This is a genomic window from Aeromonas sp. R6-2, assembly GCF_040908155.1.
GTDB classification, from domain to species: Bacteria; Pseudomonadota; Gammaproteobacteria; order Enterobacterales; family Aeromonadaceae; genus Aeromonas; species Aeromonas schubertii.
The window spans coordinates 95,270-116,169 of sequence record NZ_JBFODE010000006.1; the positions used below are offsets into that span (position 1 = coordinate 95,270).

Here is a 20,900-nt window from a genome sequence, read left to right on the forward strand (position 1 = left end):
AATGTCACTGATCAATGGCAGGAAGCTGGATCACGTGGAGATATCGGATCGCGGGTTGGCCTATGGTGATGGCCACTTTACCACCATGAAGGTGGTGGATGGTCATGTGGAACGCTGGGAAGCTCACCTGACCAGACTGCAAAAAGGGTGTCTGCGCCTGGGGATCACTGAACCCGATTGGTCCGCACTCACCGTCTCGTTGCAGCGGGAGATCGCCGGTATTGAGCTCGGTTGTGCCAAGGTGATGGTCACCCGAGGTAGGGGAGGCCGTGGTTATTCGCCGGCCGGGTGTCATGATACGCGCTGGATCCTGACGCTCTCTCCCTTTCCCGATCACTATCCCAACTGGCAGCAGCAGGGGATTGAGGTGGTGGTCTGCCGGCAACGAGTCGGGGATCAACCCATGCTGGCCGGGCTGAAAACCCTCAATCGGCTCGAGCAGGTGTTGCTGCGACAAGAACTTAACGACGCGAATGCAGTCGAAGGTGTAGTACTCAACACTCGCAACGTGTTGGTTGCCGGGGTCAGTGCCAATCTGTTTTGGCGTCGTGACAAAACGGTCTTCACGCCGGATCTCTCTCATGGAGGCATTGACGGAGTGATGCGGCGTAGTGTCATGGGGATGCTCAAAGAGATGAGTATTGAGCTGCGCACGGTCGAGGCTCCACTGGAGTCGCTGTGGCATGCGGAAGAGGTGTGGCTGACCAATGCCCTGATGGGGGTGGTCCCGGTAACCCGCGTTGCCCAAAAGAGCTATTCGATCGGTGCAGTGGTTCGCTATTTACAGGAGCGTTTATTAATTGACGTCTAAACGACTCAAGGGGCTCGCCACTGCGGCCTCTCTGTTGTTGGTCCTCGGTGGTGGTTATGGGTATCGAGAGTACAGAGCCATCGAGCGAGCCACGATCGAAGGTCCCACTCGCCTCTTTACGGTGGAGAAGGGGGATCATGCAAGCCGGATCATCGAGACGCTGGCCGAGGAGCAACTCGCCGACTGGGCGGTGCGCCTCTGGCTGCGTTTTCACCCGGGTCTGGTACAGATCAAGTCCGGTACCTATGAGGTGAAAGAGGGGACGCGGCTCACCGAGGTACTCTCCCTGTTTGCCTCGGGTAAGGAGTTTATGTTCAACCTCACCTTCGTCGAAGGCTCCCGTTTTGAAGAGTGGCGCAAGCAGCTCAATTCGGCACCCTATCTGGAGCGGGTCAGCCGTGATCAGAGCGATGAGGAGTTGGCCCGCGAGCTCGGCATCGAGAATGGCAAACCGGAAGGGTGGTTCCTTCCAGAAACCTATGCCTACACAAGCCATAGTTCGGATCTGGCAATCCTGAGGCGTGCCCATCAGGAGATGGAGAGCTTTCTCGAGAGTGCCTGGCAAAAGCGTCAGGCCGACCTCCCTTACAAGACGCCCTATGAAGCCTTGGTGATGGCCTCTATCATCGAGAAGGAGACGGGACAACCCCATGAGCGTCCCCTTATCGCCTCTGTCTTCGTCAACCGGTTGCGTCTGGGGATGAGGCTGCAGACGGACCCGACGGTGATCTACGGTGTCAAAGATCGTTACGACGGTAATATTCGCAAGTCGGATCTTACCGACAACAACCCGTTTAATACCTATGTGATCAACGGCCTTCCGCCAACGCCTATCGCCATGCCGGGTAAGGCCTCCATCGAGGCGGCACTCAATCCGGTCAAGAGTGACTATCTCTATTTCGTGGCCAAGGGGGGAGGGGAGCACTACTTCTCCAAGACCCTGGCCGAGCATAACCAAGCCGTACGCAAATACATTTTGAAGAAGTCCTGATGTCGAAATTTATCGTAATCGAAGGTCTGGAAGGGGCTGGCAAGAGTTCAGCCGTGGCCTATGTCACCGACTGGCTCGAGGCCAGGGGAATCGCCGATATCGAGTGCACCCGGGAGCCAGGTGGTACACCGCTTGCCGAGCGAATGCGCGCCATCGTCAAGGAGCCCCATGACGAGCAACTCACCGTTGAGGCCGAGCTGCTCCTGATGTATGCCGCTCGGGTACAGCTGGTTGCCAACCGGATCAAACCGGCATTGGCACGCGGTGCCTGGGTGGTAGGGGACAGACACAACCTGTCGTCACAAGCCTATCAGGGGGGCGGCCGTGGCATCCCTGCCGATCTCATCGACGGGATCAAGCAGGCGGTGCTTGGGGAGTTCAAACCCGATCTGACCCTCTATCTCGATATCGATCCGGCTCTGGGGCTCGCCCGTGCCCGTCATCGTGGCGAGCTGGATCGCATAGAGCAAGAGCAACTCCCCTTCTTCGAGCGAACGCGAGAGCGTTATCTCTCACTGGCCGCCGGTGATGCATCGATCCGGGTGATTGATGCCAGCCAGCGTCCCGAGCTTGTGAAGGCCGCTATCGAGGCCGAGCTAGAGCGCGCCCTATGTATCCCTGGTTGATCCCCCAGTGGCACTCCCTGTTGGACGTTGCCAGAGCCGGTCGATTGGGGCACGCCTGGTTGCTACTCGGTGATGAGGGGCTCGGCAAGGAGCAACTGGCCGATGCTCTGGCCCAACGCCATCTCTGTCAGCAGTTGCAAGATGAGAACCCTTGTGGACACTGCCACGCCTGCCAACTCATGGCCAAGGGGCATCATCCCGATCTTGGTCGGGTGAGCCGTGAGGTCAAGAGCATAGGGGTGGACCAGATCCGCACGCTCTGCCAGCGCCTGGGGGAGAGCCCCCAGCTGGGGCGTGGCAAGGTGGTTATCATCGAGCAGGCGCAGAGGATGACCGAGGCCGCTGCCAATGCCTTGCTCAAAACATTGGAAGAGCCTGCAGGCAACAGCCTGATCCTGTTGCTGGCCAGTCAGAGCAGCCGCTTGCTCCCCACCATACTCAGCCGCTGTAACAAGCATCTTTGCCCCATTCCCCCTGAATCACTCACCCTGCGTTGGCTCGAGGAGCAGGGGATCAGGGCTACGCCGAGTCAGGTCCGCCTGTGTCAGGGAGCTCCGCTTCGGGTCAAGGCTTATCTCGAAGAGGGGGGAGACGACGAGCGCCGCTCATTGCTTGAGCAGTTATGCCGGCTCTCCCTTCATCCGGTCGAGTTACCCGCGCTGGCCAGCCGCATCGCGACCGATCTCGAGCGTCACCTGCCCTGGTTGCAGTTGCTGATTGGCGATGCCCTCAAGCTGCAGGCACACTGCACGAGCGACCAGCTTGCCATGCCCGATCTTGTGACGCCCCTGTCCGAGCTGGCAGAGCGTCACTCCAGCGAACAACTGCTGCACGCGCAGGAGACCTTGCTTCGGGTTCGGGAAACTTGCCAGCCCGGTCAGTTGGTCAATCCCACCATTCATCTTCACAAGTGGCTAGGCCACTGGTTGTAAAGCGAAATTTTCATGTTACTCGTCGATTCACACTGTCATCTCGATCGCCTCAGTTATGGGGACAAACAGGTCGATATCCCCACCGTACTGGCCAAGGCAAAGGAGCGCGGGGTCGGTTATTTTCTCTGTGTCAGCGTGACTCAGGATCAATTCCCCTCCATGATTGAGGCCATCTATCCCTATTCCAATGTCTTCGCCTCCTGCGGTGTTCATCCACTCAATCAGGAGCCCGGCGTTGATGTGGAGCGGCTGCGTCTCCAGGCGGCAGATCCCAGGGTAGTGGCCATCGGTGAGACCGGGCTCGATTACTATTACTCACCGGAGAACAAAAGCGTTCAGCAGGCCTCGTTTCGCGAGCATATTCGTGTCGCCAGAGAGCTGAACAAACCTCTTATCATCCATACCCGAGATGCTCAGGTCGATACCTTGCGTATCATGGCCGAAGAGGGGGCCGATCAGGTGGGAGGGGTGCTCCACTGCTTTACCGAGTCCCTCGAGATGGCCGAAGCGGCCATGGCCATGGGCTTCTATATTTCCATCTCAGGTATTGCTACCTTCCGAAATGCCAAGACGTTGCAAGAGGTGGTACGAGCCTTGCCTCTGGAGCGACTGTTGGTCGAAACCGATGCCCCCTATCTGGCACCGGTCCCTCACCGAGGGAAGGAAAATGAACCCGCCTTCGTTCGGGACGTAGCCCAATTCGTTGCGGATCTGAAAGAAGTGTCATTGGAGAGCCTGGCTCAACAGACGACCCATAACTTTTTCGAGCTGTTTCGCCTCGCGAAACAGGATTAATAGAGGAGGCTGTATGCCTCCTCGTTTTTTAACGGTGGAAGATTAAGCTCAGGCACCGTTTTCCATTTCGTTATCTCTCACCTCTTTCCTTTCCTGTGGACCTGATACCGCTTTCGTACTGCTGATTGAGCGGCAGGGGAGTCGCCGATGAGTCATCTGCATGATGTCTTTAGTATCGATAATATTCATTATCGCTAGTTGATCTTCTCTTTCGATCCGGTAGGATCCTTTAAACTCTCAGCAAAAACATGATGTTAGATGTCTTCATCACATACCGTTGCCACTCGGGAGAGGGGATTACAGAGCGTCTTCGATCCCGGCCTTAACGAGCGCGCCCGTCGCTTTCTACGCAGTGCAAAAGCCGATTCCACCCTCAATGCCTATGAGGCAGACACCCGTATCTTTGTGGCCTGGTGTCAGCGTCATCGCCTCGATCCCCTGGCAGTGAGTCATCTCGACATCATGAATTTTCTCGCCGATCAGGCCGACGGGGTGCTGGCCCACTGGGTTTGGCTCGACAAGGCGAGAAGTCAAGGAGAGCTGCGCAGTGGTGCCCCGCGCAAACCCGCCACCCTGGTCAGGCGCCTGGCCGGGATCCGCTATGCCTTTCGCCAGAAGGGAGTGCATCCACTGCCGACCGAGCACAGCGATATCAAGGAGATGATGCGTGGTATAGTGCGGCTGGGTGACACCCGGAAGGTCAAGACCGGAGCCCTGACAAGGGAGCCCCTGACCCGAGTCCTCGATGCCATCGATACCCGAAGTGTCGGAGGATTGCGTGATTACACCCTGCTGCTTTTGATGTTTGCCGGCGCACTGCGCCGCTCGGAGGCTGCGCGTCTGACGCTCGATGATCTGCACTTCACCCGTGATGGCGTCGTCTTGAGGATCAAGCCGAGCAAGCATCAACTCAAGGAGAGTGAAATAGCCCTGGTGAGGGGAGGGCGTCACTGTCCGGTCATCGCATTGGAGCGCTGGATCCGGCTGGCCAGGGTGACACAGGGTCCGCTCTTTTGCCGGTTAACCCGGTGGGGTGAGCTCACGGCCGACGCCCTGGGGCCACAAGGCATCAACCTGATGATAAAACGGCGCAGTGCGATCGCCGCTGGTGAGCTGGAGGTTAGCGGTCACAGCCTTCGCCGCGGTTTTATCACCTCGGCCGTGACCGCAGGCAAGCCCTTGAACAAGATTATCGAAGTGACCCGCCACCGGGACATTCGTACCCTGCAGGAGTACTTCGACCAGGCGGATCGCTTCCGCGATCACGCCATGGAGGGATTACTCTAGTGGGCATGCTGGAGCATTCCAGAAGCCATCATGGCCGTGGTGGCTACCTGACTGCATCGAGGTGAGTCGATGCAAGCTATGCGTGACGATGCCACCGGACCATTCTGATAGACAGTCCGTCCCTCCTTGATCGTGGCCTCGATGGCGATGTCAGCCAAGGCTTGTGGGCTGACCTTGAGGGGATTGGCCGACAACACCACCATGTCAGCCAATTTACCCACCTCCAACGAGCCCTTGTTGCTCTCCTCTTTATACTGGATAGCCGCCCAGAGCGTCTGAGCCTTTAACCCTTCCAGTGACGAGACTCGCTGGTCCGGTCCAATCGCTCGACCGGTTCGGCTGACACGGTTAACGGTCGCCGAATAGACGCGCATGGCGTTGGGGAAGGCGACGGGGGCATCGTGGTGAGAGGTGAAGATCATGCCCAGCTCACGTGCCCATCCTGTGGGAGAGATGTTGTCAGCTCGGGGTTTTCCCAGCACGGAATCCGTATGCCAGTCTCCCCAGTAGAAAGTGTGCATTGGGAAAAACGAGGGGAAGATACCCAGTCGTTTGAAGGAGACGACCTGATCCTTGCGTGCGGTCTGGGCGTGGATCGCCACAAAAGCGCGATCGCTCTTGCCATGGCGCTTCTCACTCGCTTCAACCCCCTTGATAAGTTGATCGATCGCCGCATCGCCATTGACGTGAGTCAGTAATTGCCAGCCGTTTCGTTGCGCCTTTTCTATGTACTCCTCAGCCTGCTCATCACTCATGCTGGGATAGCCCTTGTAGCCGGCGGCCTGGCCCGCTGGTGGGATCAGATAGGGTTGGGTCAACCAGGCGGTCTTGCCTTGGGGCGAACCGTCCAGATTCAGCTTTGCACCGGCAACCCGAAATCCGTTGGTATAGCGGCTGGAGTAGTAAGGAGCGGTGATCACATCGCTGGCGATCTGGATATCGGGATAGGCCGCCACATCGATGGGTAGTTTCTCCTGTTCGGCCAACTGATACATGGTCTTGACGGCAGTCGAAGAGGCTCGTCCTTCCTGGGCTGTCGTGTATCCATAACGGGCGTAAAGCGCCATACCAGCCTTAAAAATCACCCGATTTTCTTGCGGACTCAACTTGGTAAACAGGGGAAGCAGGGTAGCGAAGAAGGCGGTCTCTTCCAGTACACCGCTCGGGGTTCTACCGTCTTGCTCGCGGCGGATCTTACCTCCTACCGGGTCGTTGCTGGTCGCATCGATTCCCGCAAGGGCCAGCGCCTTGGTATTCAAGGTCGCCAGATGTCCCGATTGATGGATGATGATGACCGGAAGCGTGGTTGACACCTGATCCAGCTCCTGCCGGGTAGGGTGGCGCCCCTCTTGCAACTGTGAGTCATCGTAACCGAAGCCGAGTATGATACCGTGCTGCCGATTCTCAGCGTCAGATCCCCATGCCTTGAGTGCCTGCTGCAAGGTCGTAATATTGGTCACCCCTCCATCCGGTGGCGCTAGCAGATTGGCCGAGAGTGCCTGGATCCCGCTATTGAATACATGGCCATGAGCATCGATAAAACCAGGAATGAGGGTCTTGCCGGCGAGATCGATGATCTGTGTCTGCTCTCCCTTGAGCTTCATGATCGCCTCCTTCCCGCCGAGGGCAAGGATCCGCCCCCCCTTGACGGCCAGCGCTTCGACCGTGGGGGCCGCATCATTTACCGTCACTATGTCACCCCCCAGGTAGATAAGATCGGCACTGGGTTTGGCGGGGCTCACCGCCTGGCTCAAACCGGCAGTGAGTAACAGAGCCAGGGGGAGAGGGGCTGGTTTCATATACGCTTCTCCAATATTGGTCACGTTCGAAGCCAATATCATAAGCCATGACGACCAGGCGGGTTGCGAGTGCTCTCGCAAAACCGGTGAGAGAGGTCCGGGGTCTAATCTCGCAACGGTAAATATTATGGTAAATTGCAAATCATTGAATATAAGAGATAATCGCCAGTCGATAGGGGAGTGCCCCATTAGAGCTCATCACAGTGAGAGATAACAGATGGAAGAGATGACACTCGAGCGCAACCAGACTCAGGAAACCTCGCCCCGAGAGGCTCTCGACAGCGCGACCCGGCAACGCCTTCACGTTCGGCGCAAGCAAGAGACCCATGCCCGTCTGCAATGCTGGATCAGCCGGCGCCATACCGAGCGGCTAACCGAGCTGGTCGGGCTGCTGGAAGATTCACAGGCTTCCTTGATAGAGCAGGCAATCGATCTGCTCTATGCCCAGGAGTTTCCCAATGAGGCGGAACAATAACAGAAACACAAAAAAAGCCAGGCACGAAGTCCATGTACCTGGCATAGGGGAATTGGCTCCTTGCAGAGCCGTGCGCTAACTGGATGTTCGGGACATCATTAACGCAAGCATAGCCAGAAGAGGTGAGATTGCCACTTTCGCTGCATTTTTAAACTGACGTTGCAATCACTGCTCGAACAGATTGCCATCCCGAACCAGATCGCGCGGCAGACCATTTTTCAGGCGGTTGCCCACCCACTTGCCAAGACCCAGGGCATGACCCTGATAGCGGACCACCACCTCGCCCTGACCCGTTTCCCCTTCGGGACGCACATCGCGCCCCATCATGTATTCCCGGGCCAGCTCCACGTCGAGCTCCAGCGTGCCCCGGCTGGCCCCATCCCCATAGGCTAGTGCCCACTCGTGAGTGAGGCGATAGCCCTTCTTGAAGGTCTCGGCCAGCTTGAAGCCGATACGGTCGAAACGGATCTTGCCGATCACCTGCTCAACCGGCTCGGGGAAGAGCCAGATCTCACCGTCACGGCCATAGAGTTTACCGCGCAGGGTGACCCCATAGGCCTGCTCAATCTCCTGGCGCAGCGTGTCGCCTTCCTTGGGCGAGAGGGGAGAGAAGGGGAACTTGCCGAGTTTGCCCGGCTTGAAGATATCGTTGGGCACGCTGGCGTGTTTGCGAAGCCGCGCCACGAAGAAGCCTTCACTGTCGTAGATCTGCGGCCAGATGTGCAGGTAACCCTCGGCGGTGCAGGAACGCTCGGCCCCCGGGAAGAGATCGGCAAGGGATTCAAAGGTGAGGGCATCGCCAAAGCGTGCCTTGATATGCTCGCACACCTCCTGATTCTCCTGATGGCTCAGGGTACAGGTGGAGTAGACGATGACGCCGCCTGGCTTCAAGGCGTGGAAGGCGCTTTCAAGCAAGGCCTTTTGGGTGGCGGCAATGTCGTTGATGCTCTCGATGCTCCAGTTACGCAGGGCATCCTCATCCTTGCGCAAGGTCCCTTCCCCTGAGCAGGGGGCATCGAGCAGGATCGCATCGAACGTCTCGGGCAACCACTGACCAAACACTCTTGCATCGAAATGGGTGAGGGCCACGTTGGTGACCCCACAGCGCTGAATGTTGGAGAAGAGGCCCTTGATACGACTGGCCGAAAATTCGTTGGCGATCAACATGCCACGATTACCCATGAGGGCCGCCATCTGAGTGGTCTTGGAGCCGGGGGCCGCCGCCGCATCGAGCACCATCTCGGCGTTCTCGAGGGCTTCCTCAAGGGCCGTGACCGGCATCATGGAGCTCGCCTCCTGAATATAGAAGAGCCCGGCCAGATGTTCGGCCGTGTTCCCCAGAGGCACCGTTTCGCTCTCGGGACGGGTCAGCCAGAACCCGGTATGACACCAGGGTACCGGCTCCAGAGTCCAGCCGCGGGCCTGCATACGCTCGACAAAGGCCTCGACCGGGATCTTGAGGGTGTTGACCCGAATGCTGCGGCGCAGAGGGGTGCGACAGCTGGCCAGAAAATCCTCCATCAAGAGGTGACTGGGCATGATCTTGGCGATATGGGCGATGAAAGCGTCGGGAATATAGCTGTTCTGATGCACGAGTCCGGCTCTTGTTGATGCGTCACAGGGCGCAAAATTCTAGCACAGGGGGTGGGGGCAACAAACCGAAAGCTTACCGGTCAGGATCACAGGCCGTAGGCCGCGACAATGCGTTGATAAGTGCCATCGGCATGCATGGACTTCAAGGCCTTGTCGAAGGAGCGGCGCACCGACTCGAGATGGCGCCGCTTGCTAAACGCCAGATAACTGGGGATGCGCTGGATCTCGGGCCTCAGTGCCCGTACTCGGGTGACCAATCCCAGGCGTTCCAGAATAAAGTGGGCACCACCGCTGTTGCTCACCAGAATATCGAAACGGCCTCTCACTAACTTGTTGAGATTCGCCTCACCCGTATGACTAAGATCACGGGCTATTTCAGGATGTCGGCTCAACCAGCCATCGAAACGCTCTCCGTAGCTGACATTACGCACTACTCCAAAGCGAAAGGGGAGGAGGGTATCGAGCTCTCCGTTGAACTCGATGGTGGCATCATGACGCACGAACAGTGAGATGGACTGCTCCAGTAACACCTCCTCACTGAAGTCGGCAAAGCGCTCTCGTTCCGCTGTTTTAAACAGGGTGAAGATTCCGTCAGCCTCACCGTTTTCGACAAGCTGTAATGCCCGCCCCCAAGGGAGCAGACGCACCTCTAGCCCATAGCCGCCACGACGAAATGCCTCTTTCACCAACTCAAACGCTACCCCCCGGATCTCCCCCTGCTCTTCATAGACATAGGGAGGATATTGAAGGGTGACCAGTTGCAATGTGGCAGCCTGAAGGGGTAACCCTATCAGGAACGCCAGAAGCCAGCTGCGTATCCACCCCATGGACCTATCACCTCACTCATCCCGTCCCAAGATTGAGTGTAGGTGTAAAGAGAGAGGGAATCGGGCTCCCTCTGCTCTCTCAAGGCTTGATATTGGGCTGCCACATCAGCCACTGGGCCTCGGCTTCGGGATAGAGGGTAAAGCGGGCTCCGGATGCCGCCTTCGCGCCCATGCCACTCTCGGGGGTGTTAAAGGCGATGCCTCCGGCCAACAGGCTCTGCACGGTTTCCACTTCTATGGTGCCGCCGGTCAACCCCACGTCCGCCTTCAACCCGGAAACATTCCAGAAGCGGCTGTGGGTGCGAACCAGATGGGCGTACTCGGGCGCAATGATGACCCGGGTCTCGACCCGGCTACCATCCCTTGCCAGTGCCACAGACTCGACCTCTCCGACGGCAACCTTGCGAAACAGCACCGGAGCCCCCACGCTGACCCCGCGCAGATCGGGACTGGTGAGCAGCAGCCGCAGCCCGGCCGCCGGAGTGGTCAGCAAGGGAAAGTGATCGACCAGTGCGCCGCTCCCCGGTGCTGCCTCTACATAGGCACCCTTGATAAGGGTATCGAGGTGGGCGGCACCGGTCAGAGCCAGCTTGGCTTGCACCAGTTGGTAATCGGCCCCGCTTCGCAAGAAACGATCCCCGTAGCGCTCATCGATACGTCCCTGAAGCTCCACGCGACCGAGCCCGGGTGAGAGACCAACAGAGGTGATCTCGCCTATGGTGACGCCACGATAGCGAATAGGCGTCCCGGCGCTGAGACCCGGGTTGCTGTCGGTGGTCAAACGAACCATGCGACTGGTCGTGGAGGCCTCGTCCCGGTTGGCGTAAAGCTCATCATTGCTGCGCCGGGTGCCCGGTAAATTGGCAAACTCGATGCCGCCGCGCAGCAGGGTCGAGAGGTTACCCATCTTCACCTTGACGCCATCACCGCCGAGGCGCGCATCCACTGCGGGCAGACGCCAGAAGCGGGTATGCTCTCCCAACAGGGGGGCGAAGGGGGAGGAGATCTCCACCGTGACAGAGACCCCCTTGCCATCCCCTTTGAGGGCCTTCACCTTGCCGGCCTCGATACCGAGATAGTAAAGGGGAGTACCGATCCCGATGCCCTCTGCGTGGGCGGCACGCAGCGTCCAACTTCTGGCCGCTCGTCCGGGGCTTGCCAGGGTTGCCAGTTCACGGCTCGGATAGAGGGTATCAACGCGCGCCCCCTTCACTTGCACCATCTTGATGCCGCCGCCAATCCAGCCGCTGGCGGCGGTGCTGTCGACCCGGATCCCGGAGAGATCGGCTTCAACCTGGAGGGGGGCCGCCTTGTAAAAGCGGGCCCCCTCGAGCAGGGCGCGATATTCGCCCGAGAGCTTGACGATCACTGCGGCCTGGCCCTGTCGGTTCAGGGTCAGGTGCTCGATGCGCCCGACAGGCATCCCCTTGAACCAGAGGGGAGCGCCTTCCGTGATCCCGGAGAGATCGTCGGCACTCAGGGTCAAGGTGGGGCCATCGAGGGGGGGGCGTCCCACTACGGTAATGGTATCGCTGGGTTTGCCCGGCAGACTATCCAGGCGCAAAACGGGACCCGTTAACAGGCGCTCCGCATGGGCGACTCCTGACAGTGAGATGTCGGCCCCCTCGAGCACCAGCGTGCTGCGCTCGGTAAAGCGCCCCTTCTGTTCCGGGGCAATCAAGGCATAAAACTCACGCCCCTGCTCCCCCTCTGTCGGGGCCAGTACCCGGCCGATCTCGAGGCCGTTGTAGAGGATGGACATCCCCTCCCTGACCGCCAGCTCACCGGCTTGCAGCCTGATCCGCTCACCTCGCTCGGCGGCCACCAGATTGGGATAGAGCTCGAAGCGCTGTTCCCGGGAGGCAATCGGAGAGTCTGCTGGTGCATCGAAGGCAATCCCGCCACCGAGAATCGTGGCCAGATTTCCCATCTCGACTTTGACGCCAGCCGGACCAAACCCTGCACGGATCCCGCCGACACTCCAGAAGCGACTCTCTTTTTTCAGCAGATGGGCATAGCGGTTATCGATCACCAGATCGAGCTGAACCCGACTATCTTTATCGGCCAGTTGAGTGTTAATGACACTGCCCACCTCGAGGCCACGGTAGAAAACCTTGGCCCCGTTGGCGGCGCCGCTCAGGGTATCGGTGAGCAGGCGAACTATCCGGCCATCGGCTTGCCAACCCGGGGGAGGGAGGCTGAGGCCATCGAAGTGGGAGGCTTCAGGAGCCTTCTCGCTACCGGGGAGCAGGTTGATATAGTTACCGGAGACCAGAGTCTCGAGACCGGAGATCTCGGTCAGCGAAGCCTTGGGACTAACCAACCAGAACTGGGCACCCTTGCGGATGAGGGCCCGGGCACGCTTGTCAATCTTGACGATGACGGCAATCTTGCGACCGTCATCGGCAAGATCGAGCTCGCTGACCACCCCGACGGCCACCCCCTGATAACGCAGCTGGGTCTTGCCGGGCAGAATGCCGTTGCCTTGCTCAAAGTCGATCTGGACGAGCTGACCCGCATGCTGGTACTGCTGATAGAGAAAGCCGGTGGCGAGCATGATAGCCAGGGCTGGCAGCAACCAGACCGGCGATAGCCAGCGGCGACGATGAACAACGGGCTTGGCCCCAATCATAATGACTCCTTAAACGACGGGCCCTCAGCGGGCCGCCTTGTCCCACAGCAGACGGGTGTCGAGCATCTTGGCCGAGAGCATGGTCAAGACCACCACACCGGCAAAGGCGGTGGCTCCGGGACCTGCACTCACATCGAGCAGGATCCCCCGATCCACCAGCGCCACCATGAGAGAGATGACAAAGAGATCGAGCATCGACCAGCGGCCGATGAAATCGATGATACGGTACATGCGCAGCTGCCGTTTGCGACGCACCGGCTTGGGGCGCTGCAACTGCAGGCAGATCCAGGCCAATCCGACAATTTTCATAATGGGCACCACGATACTGGCGATGAAGACAATGCAGGCGATGCCCGTCATATGGCTCCGCACCAGGGCCTGGATCCCGCTAAAGATGGTATCGGCCTGGAGGATCCCCTTGTTGTAGAAGAGGGTAATGGGCAAGAGGTTGGCAGGTAACAGCATAAAGGTTGCCAACGCCAGCAGCCCCCAGGTCCATGCCAGGGAGTTGGGGATCCTTTGATGCAAGGCGCTGCCGCAGCGCGGGCAGTCGTGGTGTGGAACATATTTCACCAGCAGACCACAGGTATGGCAGCGGCAGAGCCCGGCATCGCGGGCGCTTGGCAACGACTCACTCATAGGAGACCTTCTGCCAGTAGGGCTCGGGGTCAAACAGGATCAGCAGGGTGAGGTTAAGCAGCATCAGGATCCCGAGGCTGAGCAGGCCGCCCCCCAAATGGGTCTCTGCAATATCGACCAGCTTGAACAGGGCCACCAGAAAGCTCACCAGATAGACCTCCAACATGGCCCAGTGACGAAACACCTCGACCGCCTTGAGGGTGATGGGCAGTATGCGCCAGCGTTTCGCAATGCCGGAGGCGAGCACAAAGATGCCCAGCAGCAACCCCACCGGCGCCAATACGGCGCACCAGAGCACCAACCCGGCCACCCAGGGCTCATGCTCGATGAAGAGGATTCGGATCCCCTCGAGCAGGCTGGCTTGAGAGTTCACGCCCCCAAGACGCATATAGAGCAAGGGCTCAAGCAGGGCGCTGGGCAGCAGCAGCAATCCCGTGAGAGTGAGGGCCATCAACTGGGAGGGGCGAAAGGAGTAGCGGCCGTAGAGGTGTTGGCGGCAGCGGGGACAGTGGGCATCCCGGCGCAGGGGAAGCTCGGTGCGCTCGATCAGCAGATCGCAGGATGGGCAGGCGATAAAGCGCGGTGATGGGGGCATGGTGTGCATGTCAACCGATTGAACTGTCCAGCAAATTTATACTAAAGCGGTTTCATTGTCTCCCAGAGTACAACTGTTAACCAAAAGTTGAATTGACGTTAACGTCAACGTGAGGTTAGATCACTCCAGTCACAGCGTGAAAGGAGTCATGATGTCCAGCCTTACCCCATCGGCCGGCAAGCGTTTTCGCCAGGCTATCGCCCAAGAGCGGCCCCTGCAGATCGTCGGCACCATCAACGCCTACATGGCCTTGATGGCCGAGCGCAGCGGCTTTCAAGCCCTCTATCTCTCCGGTGCCGGGGTGGCCAACGCCTCCTTTGGCTTGCCGGATCTTGGCATGACCAGCCTCAATGACGTCTTGACCGATGCCGAGCGCATCACGGCGGCGACCCGCTTGCCGCTCTTGGTCGATATCGACACCGGCTGGGGCGGGGCCTTCAACATCGCCCGCACCGTGCGCGCCTTCGAGCGTGCCGGGGTGGCCGCGGTTCACATGGAAGATCAAGTAGCCCAGAAACGCTGTGGCCACAGGCCCAACAAGGCGGTGGTGTCGCTGGAGGAGATGTGCGATCGCATCAAGGCAGCGGTGGATGCCCGCGAGAATGACGAATTCGTCATCATGGCCCGCACCGACGCCCTGGCGGTGGAGGGGATCGGCAGCGCTCTTGAGCGCGCCGCGGCCTACGTGACGGCCGGCGCCGACATGATCTTCGCCGAGGCGGTGACCGAACTCGGGCAATATGACCTGTTCGCCCAGGCAGCCGGGGTGCCGGTGCTCGCCAACATGACCGAGTTCGGCAAGACCGATTTGTTTGACAAGGAGCAGCTTGCCGCCCACGGGGTGGCCATGGTGCTCTACCCCTTGAGCGCCAGCCGCGCCGCCCACCAGGCTGCGCTCAACGTCTACCAGCACATTCGTCGCGATGGCCATCAAAGAGCCGTGGTCGACACCATGCAGACCCGGGAGGCGCTGTACGACTTCCTTGGCTACCACCACTACGAGCAGACACTGGATCGTCTGTTCGATCGCAATGAGGGAGAGTAACCATGGTTCAGAAAGCATTGGGGGGGGCCGGCCTGCGCGGCCAGAGCGCCGGCGAGACCAGCATCTGCACGGTCGGCAAGAGCGGCACCGGGCTCACCTATCGGGGCTATGACATCAAGGATCTGGCCGAGGGAGCCGACTTCGAGGAGGTCGCCCACCTGCTGCTCAAGGGCCATCTGCCCAGCGCTCAGGAGCTCTCTGCCTATCGCACCCGGCTGCGCGGTCTGCGAACCCTGCCACCGGCACTGCTCGAGGTGCTCGAGCTCATTCCGGCCGACGCTCACCCCATGGATGTGCTGCGCACCGGCTGCTCCATGCTAGGGGATCTCGAGCCCGAAGATGGCTTCGAGCACGAGCATGAGGTGGCCGACCGACTGCTGGCCGCCTTCCCGGGGATCCTGCTCTACTGGTACAAATTCAGTCACGAGGGGGTACGCATCGCCCTCGACACCGACGAGGAGTGTATCGGCGGTCATTTTCTGGCCCTGCTGCACCAGCGAGCCCCGAGCGAGCTGGCACGCCGGGTGATGCACGTCTCCCTCATCCTCTACGCCGAGCATGAGTTTAACGCCTCGACCTTCGCCGCCCGGGTCTGTGCCTCGACCCTGTCGGACATGTTCTCCTGCGTCACCGCCGCCATTGGTACCCTGCGCGGCCCTCTGCACGGGGGCGCCAACGAGGCGGCCATGGCGCTTATCGAAACCTGGCAGGATGAGGCTCAGGCGCGCCGCGAGCTGCTCGCCAAGCTGGCGGCCAAGGAGAAGATCATGGGCTTTGGTCATGCGGTCTACCGTACCTCGGATCCGCGCAACGTCATCATCAAGGGGTGGTCCGAGAAGCTGGGTCAGGCGGCGGGGGATGATCGTCTCTACCGGGTCTCCTGTGAGGCGGAGAAGGTGATGTGGGAGGAAAAAGAGCTCTTTCCCAATGCCGATTTCTTCCACGCCAGCGCCTATCACTACCTGGGGATCCCGACCAAGCTCTTCACCCCCATCTTCGTCTGCTCCCGGGTCACCGGTTGGTGCGCCCACATCATGGAGCAGCGCGAAAACAACCGCATCATCCGTCCGAGCGCGGATTACGTGGGGCCGGCGCCGCGCCCCTTCGTCTCACTGTCACAACGATAAGGAAATCCGATGTCTGCCAACGTCGACGTCAACCACAGACCCGATCCGGATGAAGTACTGGTCCAGATCGCCGACTACGTCTGCAATCACCCCATCACCAGCCGCGAGGCCCTCGAGACTGCCCGCTACTGCCTGATGGATACCCTGGGCTGCGGCCTGTTGGCCCTGCGCTTCCCCGAGTGCACCAAGCACCTTGGGCCCATCGTCCCCGGGACCGTGGTGCCGCACGGGGCACGGGTGCCGGGGACCCAGCTCTGCCTCGATCCGGTCAAGGCTGCCTGGGACATCGGCGCTATCATCCGCTGGCTCGACTACAACGACACCTGGCTGGCCGCCGAGTGGGGTCACCCGTCCGACAACCTGGGCGGGATCCTCGCCACTGCCGACTGGCTGTCGCGCACCCGGGTGGCGCAAGGGGAGGCGCCGCTCACCATGGGCGAGGTGCTGGTCGCCATGGTCAAGGCCCACGAGATTCAGGGGGTGCTGGCGCTGGAGAACTCTTTCAACCGGGTCGGACTCGATCACGTGGTGCTGGTGAAAGTCGCCAGCACTGCCGTGGTGACCCGTCTGCTCGGGGGCAGTCGCGAGCAGGTGATCGACGCCGTCTCCCAAGCCTGGGTAGACGGTCAGAGCCTGCGCACCTATCGTCATGCTCCCAACGCGGGATCGCGCAAGAGCTGGGCGGCCGGCGATGCCACTTCACGCGCCGTGCGCCTGGCTCTCATCACCCTGAGCGGTGAGATGGGTTATCCGGGGGTGCTAAGCGCGCCCAGGTGGGGCTTCTATGACGTCCTGTTCAAGGGCAACCAGTTCGCCCTGAGCCAGCCCTACGGCAGCTATGTGATGGAGAATGTGCTGTTTAAAATCAGCTACCCGGCCGAGTTCCATGCCCAGACGGCGGTGGAATGTGCCCTCAAGCTGCACCCCCAGGTGAAGGAGAGACTCGACGAGATAGACCGCATCGAACTCACCACCCACGAGTCGGCCATTCGCATCATCAGCAAGGTGGGCGCCCTCAACAACCCGGCGGACAGGGATCACTGCCTGCAGTACATGGTGGCGGTGCCGCTCATCTTCGGTCGGCTGGTGGCCGAGGATTACGAGGATGCGGTGGCGGCCGATCCGCGTATCGATGCCCTGCGCGCCAAGATGGTGGTGCAAGAGGATGCGCGTTACAGCCGTGAGTACCTGGAAGCGGACAAGCGCTCGATTGCCAACGCCATCCAGATCTTCTTCAAAGACGGGACCCACAGCGCCAAGGTGGAGGTGGAGTACCCGGTCGGCCATCGCCGTCGCCGCGAGGAGGGCATACCGCTTCTGGTCGAGAAGTTCGCCGCCAATCTGGCGACCCGTTTCCCGGCCAAGCGCGCCGAGGCGATCCTGGCCCTGTGTCAGGACGAGGCGCGGCTCGCCGCCACCCCGGTGCACGCCTTCATGGATCTGCTGGTGATTTGACCCGCTATCGACCGGAGCCCCAGGGCTCCGGTTTCAATTTATCCCCCCGGTTTGACGCACGCCCTCCTTTGGCCTTAGCTAAACAACAGGCTGTCCAAGTGTGGTTGGTGTAGCAAAGCCTGGATCCTGCTCCCCTTATCACCTCCTTGTACATCCCGTGATCCCGACTGAAACGGTCTGTGCTGTACAGATCCAAGACTCGCATCATCCAAGGAGAGTGAGATGAAACGCATCGCGCTGTGGCTACAAGGTCTATTGGCCCTGCTTTTTCTGGCTGCCCCGCTTCAGGCTGCCCCGGTCAAGGTAATGACGGAAGATTACCCTCCCTTCAACATGGCAGGAGAGGGGGGCAAGGTCGTGGGCCTGTCGACCGAGGTGGTCGAAGAGCTGTTCAAACGGGCCGGGGTCGAATATACCCTGACACTGATGCCCTGGAAGCGGGCCTATGAAGATACCCTGAGCACCCCGGGGACGGCGCTCTTCTCGACCACCCGCACTCCTGAGCGCGAGGCCCTCTTCAAGTGGGTCGGCCCCCTGGTCACCAATAACTGGGTCTTCTTTGCCAAGGGTGATGCCACCATGACCATCAACTCCCTTGAGGAAGCCAAGGCCTATTCGGTCGGTGGGTACAACGGCGATGCGGCAGCCGAGTATCTTGCAGCCCAGGGATTTGGCAAGCTGCAACTGGCCGCCAACGATGCCGCCAATGCCAAGAAGCTCGAGGCAGGCAGGATCGACCTCTGGGCCACGGGTGAATACCTGGCACCCTATCTCGCCAAGAAAGAGGGAGCCGCAGCCCCCAAGGTCGTCTTCAAGTTCAAGGAAACCCAGATGAGCCTGGCCTTCAACAAGGAGACACCGGACGATCTGATCCAGAAACTCAACGATACCCTCAAGGGCATGGTGGACGATGGCACCATGGCCAAGATCAGTGCCAAATATCAGTAACGCGAGCAGCATCAGGAGGTCACCATGAGCTGGAACAGCCTAATGGTCAGGATTGCGCTACTGACGACGCTGTCGGTCAGCCTGCTGTTGGTGATCTTCGGCGGCTACGACTATTACACCACTCATAACGAGAGCTATGAGCGTCAGGCCCGCTTGGTCGAGCGGGCCGTCGGCCGTTTGCAACTCTCACTGCCGGGGCCGCTGTGGAATTACGAAACCGGCTTTGTCACTGCCGCACTCAAGTCAGAGCTGGGAGACTCGGCGCTTGATGCCCTGATCGTGAAAAACAAGGAGAAATGGGTGGCGGGTTTTGGCCGTGATGAGGCCGGGGAGATAGTTCCGCTGACCCAGGACCCCGATGATCTGGCCACCCTGGCCAAACACGAGATCCTCTATGATGACGGCGGCAATCAGACTCCGGTGGCTCAGTTGTATGTCAGGGAGAGCGATGCGGCCATCAAGGAGCATCTGCGCAAGCAACTCATGGCCAGCATTGTGAAGATCGTGATCCTCGATCTCTGCATCATTGGTCTGCTGGTGGTGCTCATACACGGCAATGTACTGCGTCCCCTGAATCGGATGAATCAGGCGGTCTTCGACATTGCCCAGGGGGAGGGGGATCTGACCCAGCGCCTCACCATCGCCCGGCGTGACGAGATGGGGGAGCTGGCAGGCAACATCAACCGTTTCATCGAGAAATTGCAACAGATGGTGGGGCGCATCAACCAGCTATCCGTCAGCGTCTTGCAAACGGCCGATCAATGCAGCGCCCTCTCCTCCGAGAATCGCCAGGGGATTGGCGAGCAGCAAGCCGAACTCGATCAGGTCGCAACAGCCATCACCCAGATGAGTCATGCGGTTGAAGAGGTCGCCGGCAATGCGGTCAAGACCTCGGAAGCGACTGATGAGGCCAACCGTCACGTGGAGGCGGGTTTTCGCCAGGCGGGTCATGCCAATGAGGTGATCCACCAACTGGTCGACGAGGTGGAGCGGGTGGCCGCGCTTATTGAATCCCTGTCCAGCGAGAGCAGCAGCATTGGCACCATCGTCGAGGTGATCAATGCCATTGCCGAGCAGACCAACTTGCTCGCCCTCAATGCGGCCATTGAAGCGGCAAGGGCCGGGGATCATGGACGGGGCTTTGCGGTGGTGGCCGACGAGGTACGCACCCTCTCGGGGCGCACCCGCAGTTCAACCGAAGAGATCAGTGCCAGCATTCGCCGTCTGCAGCAGGCCACCAGTAATGTGGTCAGCGGGATGACCCAGAGCCGCGACCGGGCGGCGTCGGCTGGTTCCGAGGCTCAGGCCGTCCAAGAGGCGATGGCGGGGATAAAGGAGCAGGTGGGGCTCATCCGCGAGATGAACATGTACATTGCCCAGGCCGCCGAAGAGCAGCACTCGGTCGCCGAGGAGGTCAGCGGCAGCGTTAACCGAATCGCCAGCCTCAACAGCGATACCGCTGCCCGGGTCAATTCGACCGCGGAGGCGAGCAGCGACCTTCGCCATCTCTCCGGTGAGCTCGACCACCTGCTTAAAGAGTTTAAGGTTTAGCGGCCCAAACGGGCCGTTAACACCTCCACCCGCGAGGCAAACAGCCCCTCGATCACGGCCTGCTCGCGGCTGGCTATGGTGGCCAGAAACTCATCGGCCCGCCCCATGTGATGACAAGCCTGATACCCTCGCTCCACAAAAGAGAAGAGCTCGCCTAGCCCAGCCAGGTGGGCAGGTCCCGAGACAAGACGCAGGGTCGTCCCCGCAAACGCCTTTCTTGCCAATCTATCCAGGGTCTCGCCCAACTCGATCACCAGTGTGAGCTGATGCTCCCGGCTGGCCTGCTCTCCCACATCCAAAAAGGCATCGAGATAGTGTTGCGGGGTGATATGGTCGATGGTCTCCCTGCGTCGCAACGCCATCACCATGTGATAGTCGAGCTCTTCAGAGAGGGCGTCGAGCTCGATAGCCTTGGCCAGGACCTCCAGCCCTGATTGCGGCAAGACCCGCTCCGCCATGGGCATGACGCGCAGCAGATCCGCATCCCGCCGGGCACTGTCACCGGGCCCATAGAGATCGGTCAGGAAAAAACGGGCAGCCGGGGCATACCGCTTGCTCTCGAGGAGATCCCCATAGGTACACTCGAGTCGTTGAGCCTGCCACTGACGCACTCTGTCCCTGTCTCTGGCATCTTCCGGATGAGCCTGCATCAGCGCCCGCAGTTCGGCAACCTGCTTGAGATCGCGTTCGATGCGCTCAAGAGGAGGTTGGGCTGAGGGGAGGGAACGAGTCATAGTGCATCCTTCAAGATTGCGCTGTCATAAAGAGGTCG

19 protein-coding genes are annotated in these 20,900 nt (G+C 60.0%); 12 read left to right on the top strand and 7 right to left on the bottom strand.

Annotated features, from left to right (window positions below):
- Position 1 precedes the first annotated feature (1 nt).
- The 6 genes from pabC to AB5Y48_RS00775 all read left to right on the top strand — a co-directional run bounded on the left by pabC (position 2) and on the right by AB5Y48_RS00775 (position 5,442).
- A complete protein-coding gene (gene pabC / locus AB5Y48_RS00750) occupies positions 2–811 on the top strand; it encodes an aminodeoxychorismate lyase (protein WP_368163440.1) in 810 nt (269 codons plus the stop codon).
- A complete protein-coding gene (gene mltG / locus AB5Y48_RS00755; RefSeq protein ID WP_368163441.1) occupies positions 801–1,802 on the top strand; it encodes an endolytic transglycosylase MltG in 1,002 nt (333 codons plus the stop codon). Before pabC ends, mltG begins: the two co-directional genes overlap by 11 nt.
- Positions 1,802–2,428, top strand: coding sequence for a dTMP kinase (gene tmk / locus AB5Y48_RS00760; RefSeq protein ID WP_060586096.1), 627 nt, complete (start codon positions 1,802–1,804; stop codon positions 2,426–2,428). The genes mltG and tmk overlap by 1 nt, the downstream gene beginning before the upstream one ends.
- Positions 2,413–3,360, top strand: coding sequence for a DNA polymerase III subunit delta' (holB, locus tag AB5Y48_RS00765; RefSeq protein WP_368163442.1), 948 nt, complete (start codon positions 2,413–2,415; stop codon positions 3,358–3,360). The genes tmk and holB overlap by 16 nt, the downstream gene beginning before the upstream one ends.
- A gap of 12 nt (positions 3,361–3,372) precedes the next feature.
- Positions 3,373–4,155 carry a TatD family hydrolase gene (locus AB5Y48_RS00770; protein WP_368163443.1) on the top strand — a complete coding sequence of 261 codons (783 nt, stop codon included), beginning with the start codon at positions 3,373–3,375 and terminating at the stop codon, positions 4,153–4,155.
- A gap of 258 nt (positions 4,156–4,413) precedes the next feature.
- Complete coding sequence (locus AB5Y48_RS00775; protein ID WP_050664852.1) at positions 4,414–5,442, top strand: site-specific integrase; 1,029 nt, start codon at positions 4,414–4,416, stop codon at positions 5,440–5,442.
- Here AB5Y48_RS00775 and AB5Y48_RS00780 read toward each other — a convergent pair.
- The gene (locus AB5Y48_RS00780; protein ID WP_368163444.1) at positions 5,439–7,241 is read right to left on the bottom strand and encodes an amidohydrolase; all 1,803 of its coding nucleotides are present in this window, start codon (positions 7,239–7,241) and stop codon (positions 5,439–5,441) included. The two genes, AB5Y48_RS00775 and AB5Y48_RS00780, sit on opposite strands and share 4 nt — an antisense overlap.
- Before the next feature lie 226 nt (positions 7,242–7,467).
- Here AB5Y48_RS00780 and AB5Y48_RS00785 point away from each other — a divergent pair, with 226 nt between their 5' ends.
- On the top strand, positions 7,468–7,716 hold the full coding sequence (locus AB5Y48_RS00785) for a RepB family protein (protein ID WP_136614634.1): 249 nt from the start codon (positions 7,468–7,470) through the stop codon (positions 7,714–7,716).
- Positions 7,717–7,881: 165 nt separating this feature from the next.
- Here AB5Y48_RS00785 and rsmF read toward each other — a convergent pair whose 3' ends face one another.
- The 5 genes from rsmF to AB5Y48_RS00810 all read right to left on the bottom strand — a co-directional run bounded on the left by rsmF (position 7,882) and on the right by AB5Y48_RS00810 (position 14,002).
- Positions 7,882–9,309: a 16S rRNA (cytosine(1407)-C(5))-methyltransferase RsmF gene (gene rsmF, locus AB5Y48_RS00790; protein WP_368163445.1), complete on the bottom strand. Its 1,428-nt coding sequence runs from the start codon at positions 9,307–9,309 to the stop codon at positions 7,882–7,884.
- Positions 9,310–9,395: 86 nt separating this feature from the next.
- A complete protein-coding gene (locus AB5Y48_RS00795) occupies positions 9,396–10,136 on the bottom strand; it encodes an ABC transporter substrate-binding protein (RefSeq protein ID WP_050664856.1) in 741 nt (246 codons plus the stop codon).
- A gap of 79 nt (positions 10,137–10,215) precedes the next feature.
- Complete coding sequence (locus tag AB5Y48_RS00800; RefSeq protein ID WP_368163447.1) at positions 10,216–12,768, bottom strand: MlaD family protein; 2,553 nt, start codon at positions 12,766–12,768, stop codon at positions 10,216–10,218.
- A gap of 24 nt (positions 12,769–12,792) precedes the next feature.
- Entirely contained in the window at positions 12,793–13,407 is a 615-nt protein-coding gene (locus AB5Y48_RS00805) for a paraquat-inducible protein A (RefSeq protein WP_050664858.1), read from the bottom strand.
- Entirely contained in the window at positions 13,400–14,002 is a 603-nt protein-coding gene (locus AB5Y48_RS00810; protein ID WP_050664953.1) for a paraquat-inducible protein A, read from the bottom strand. The genes AB5Y48_RS00805 and AB5Y48_RS00810 overlap by 8 nt, the downstream gene beginning before the upstream one ends.
- A 151-nt stretch (positions 14,003–14,153) precedes the next feature.
- On the opposite strand from AB5Y48_RS00810, the gene prpB reads away from it, so the two are divergent.
- The 5 genes from prpB to AB5Y48_RS00835 all read left to right on the top strand — a co-directional run bounded on the left by prpB (position 14,154) and on the right by AB5Y48_RS00835 (position 20,128).
- A complete protein-coding gene (gene prpB, locus AB5Y48_RS00815; protein ID WP_368163449.1) occupies positions 14,154–15,047 on the top strand; it encodes a methylisocitrate lyase in 894 nt (297 codons plus the stop codon).
- A gap of 2 nt (positions 15,048–15,049) precedes the next feature.
- Positions 15,050–16,174, top strand: coding sequence for a 2-methylcitrate synthase (gene prpC, locus AB5Y48_RS00820; RefSeq protein WP_368163450.1), 1,125 nt, complete (start codon positions 15,050–15,052; stop codon positions 16,172–16,174).
- Positions 16,175–16,183: 9 nt separating this feature from the next.
- A complete protein-coding gene (locus AB5Y48_RS00825; protein WP_368163451.1) occupies positions 16,184–17,629 on the top strand; it encodes a bifunctional 2-methylcitrate dehydratase/aconitate hydratase in 1,446 nt (481 codons plus the stop codon).
- A 222-nt stretch (positions 17,630–17,851) separates the two neighbouring features.
- Positions 17,852–18,577: an ABC transporter substrate-binding protein gene (locus AB5Y48_RS00830; RefSeq protein ID WP_224160075.1), complete on the top strand. Its 726-nt coding sequence runs from the start codon at positions 17,852–17,854 to the stop codon at positions 18,575–18,577.
- Positions 18,578–18,601: 24 nt separating this feature from the next.
- Complete coding sequence (locus AB5Y48_RS00835) at positions 18,602–20,128, top strand: methyl-accepting chemotaxis protein (RefSeq protein ID WP_050664863.1); 1,527 nt, start codon at positions 18,602–18,604, stop codon at positions 20,126–20,128.
- Here AB5Y48_RS00835 and AB5Y48_RS00840 read toward each other — a convergent pair.
- Entirely contained in the window at positions 20,125–20,862 is a 738-nt protein-coding gene (locus AB5Y48_RS00840; RefSeq protein ID WP_050664864.1) for a hypothetical protein, read from the bottom strand. The two genes, AB5Y48_RS00835 and AB5Y48_RS00840, sit on opposite strands and share 4 nt — an antisense overlap.
- Positions 20,863–20,900 lie beyond the last annotated feature (38 nt).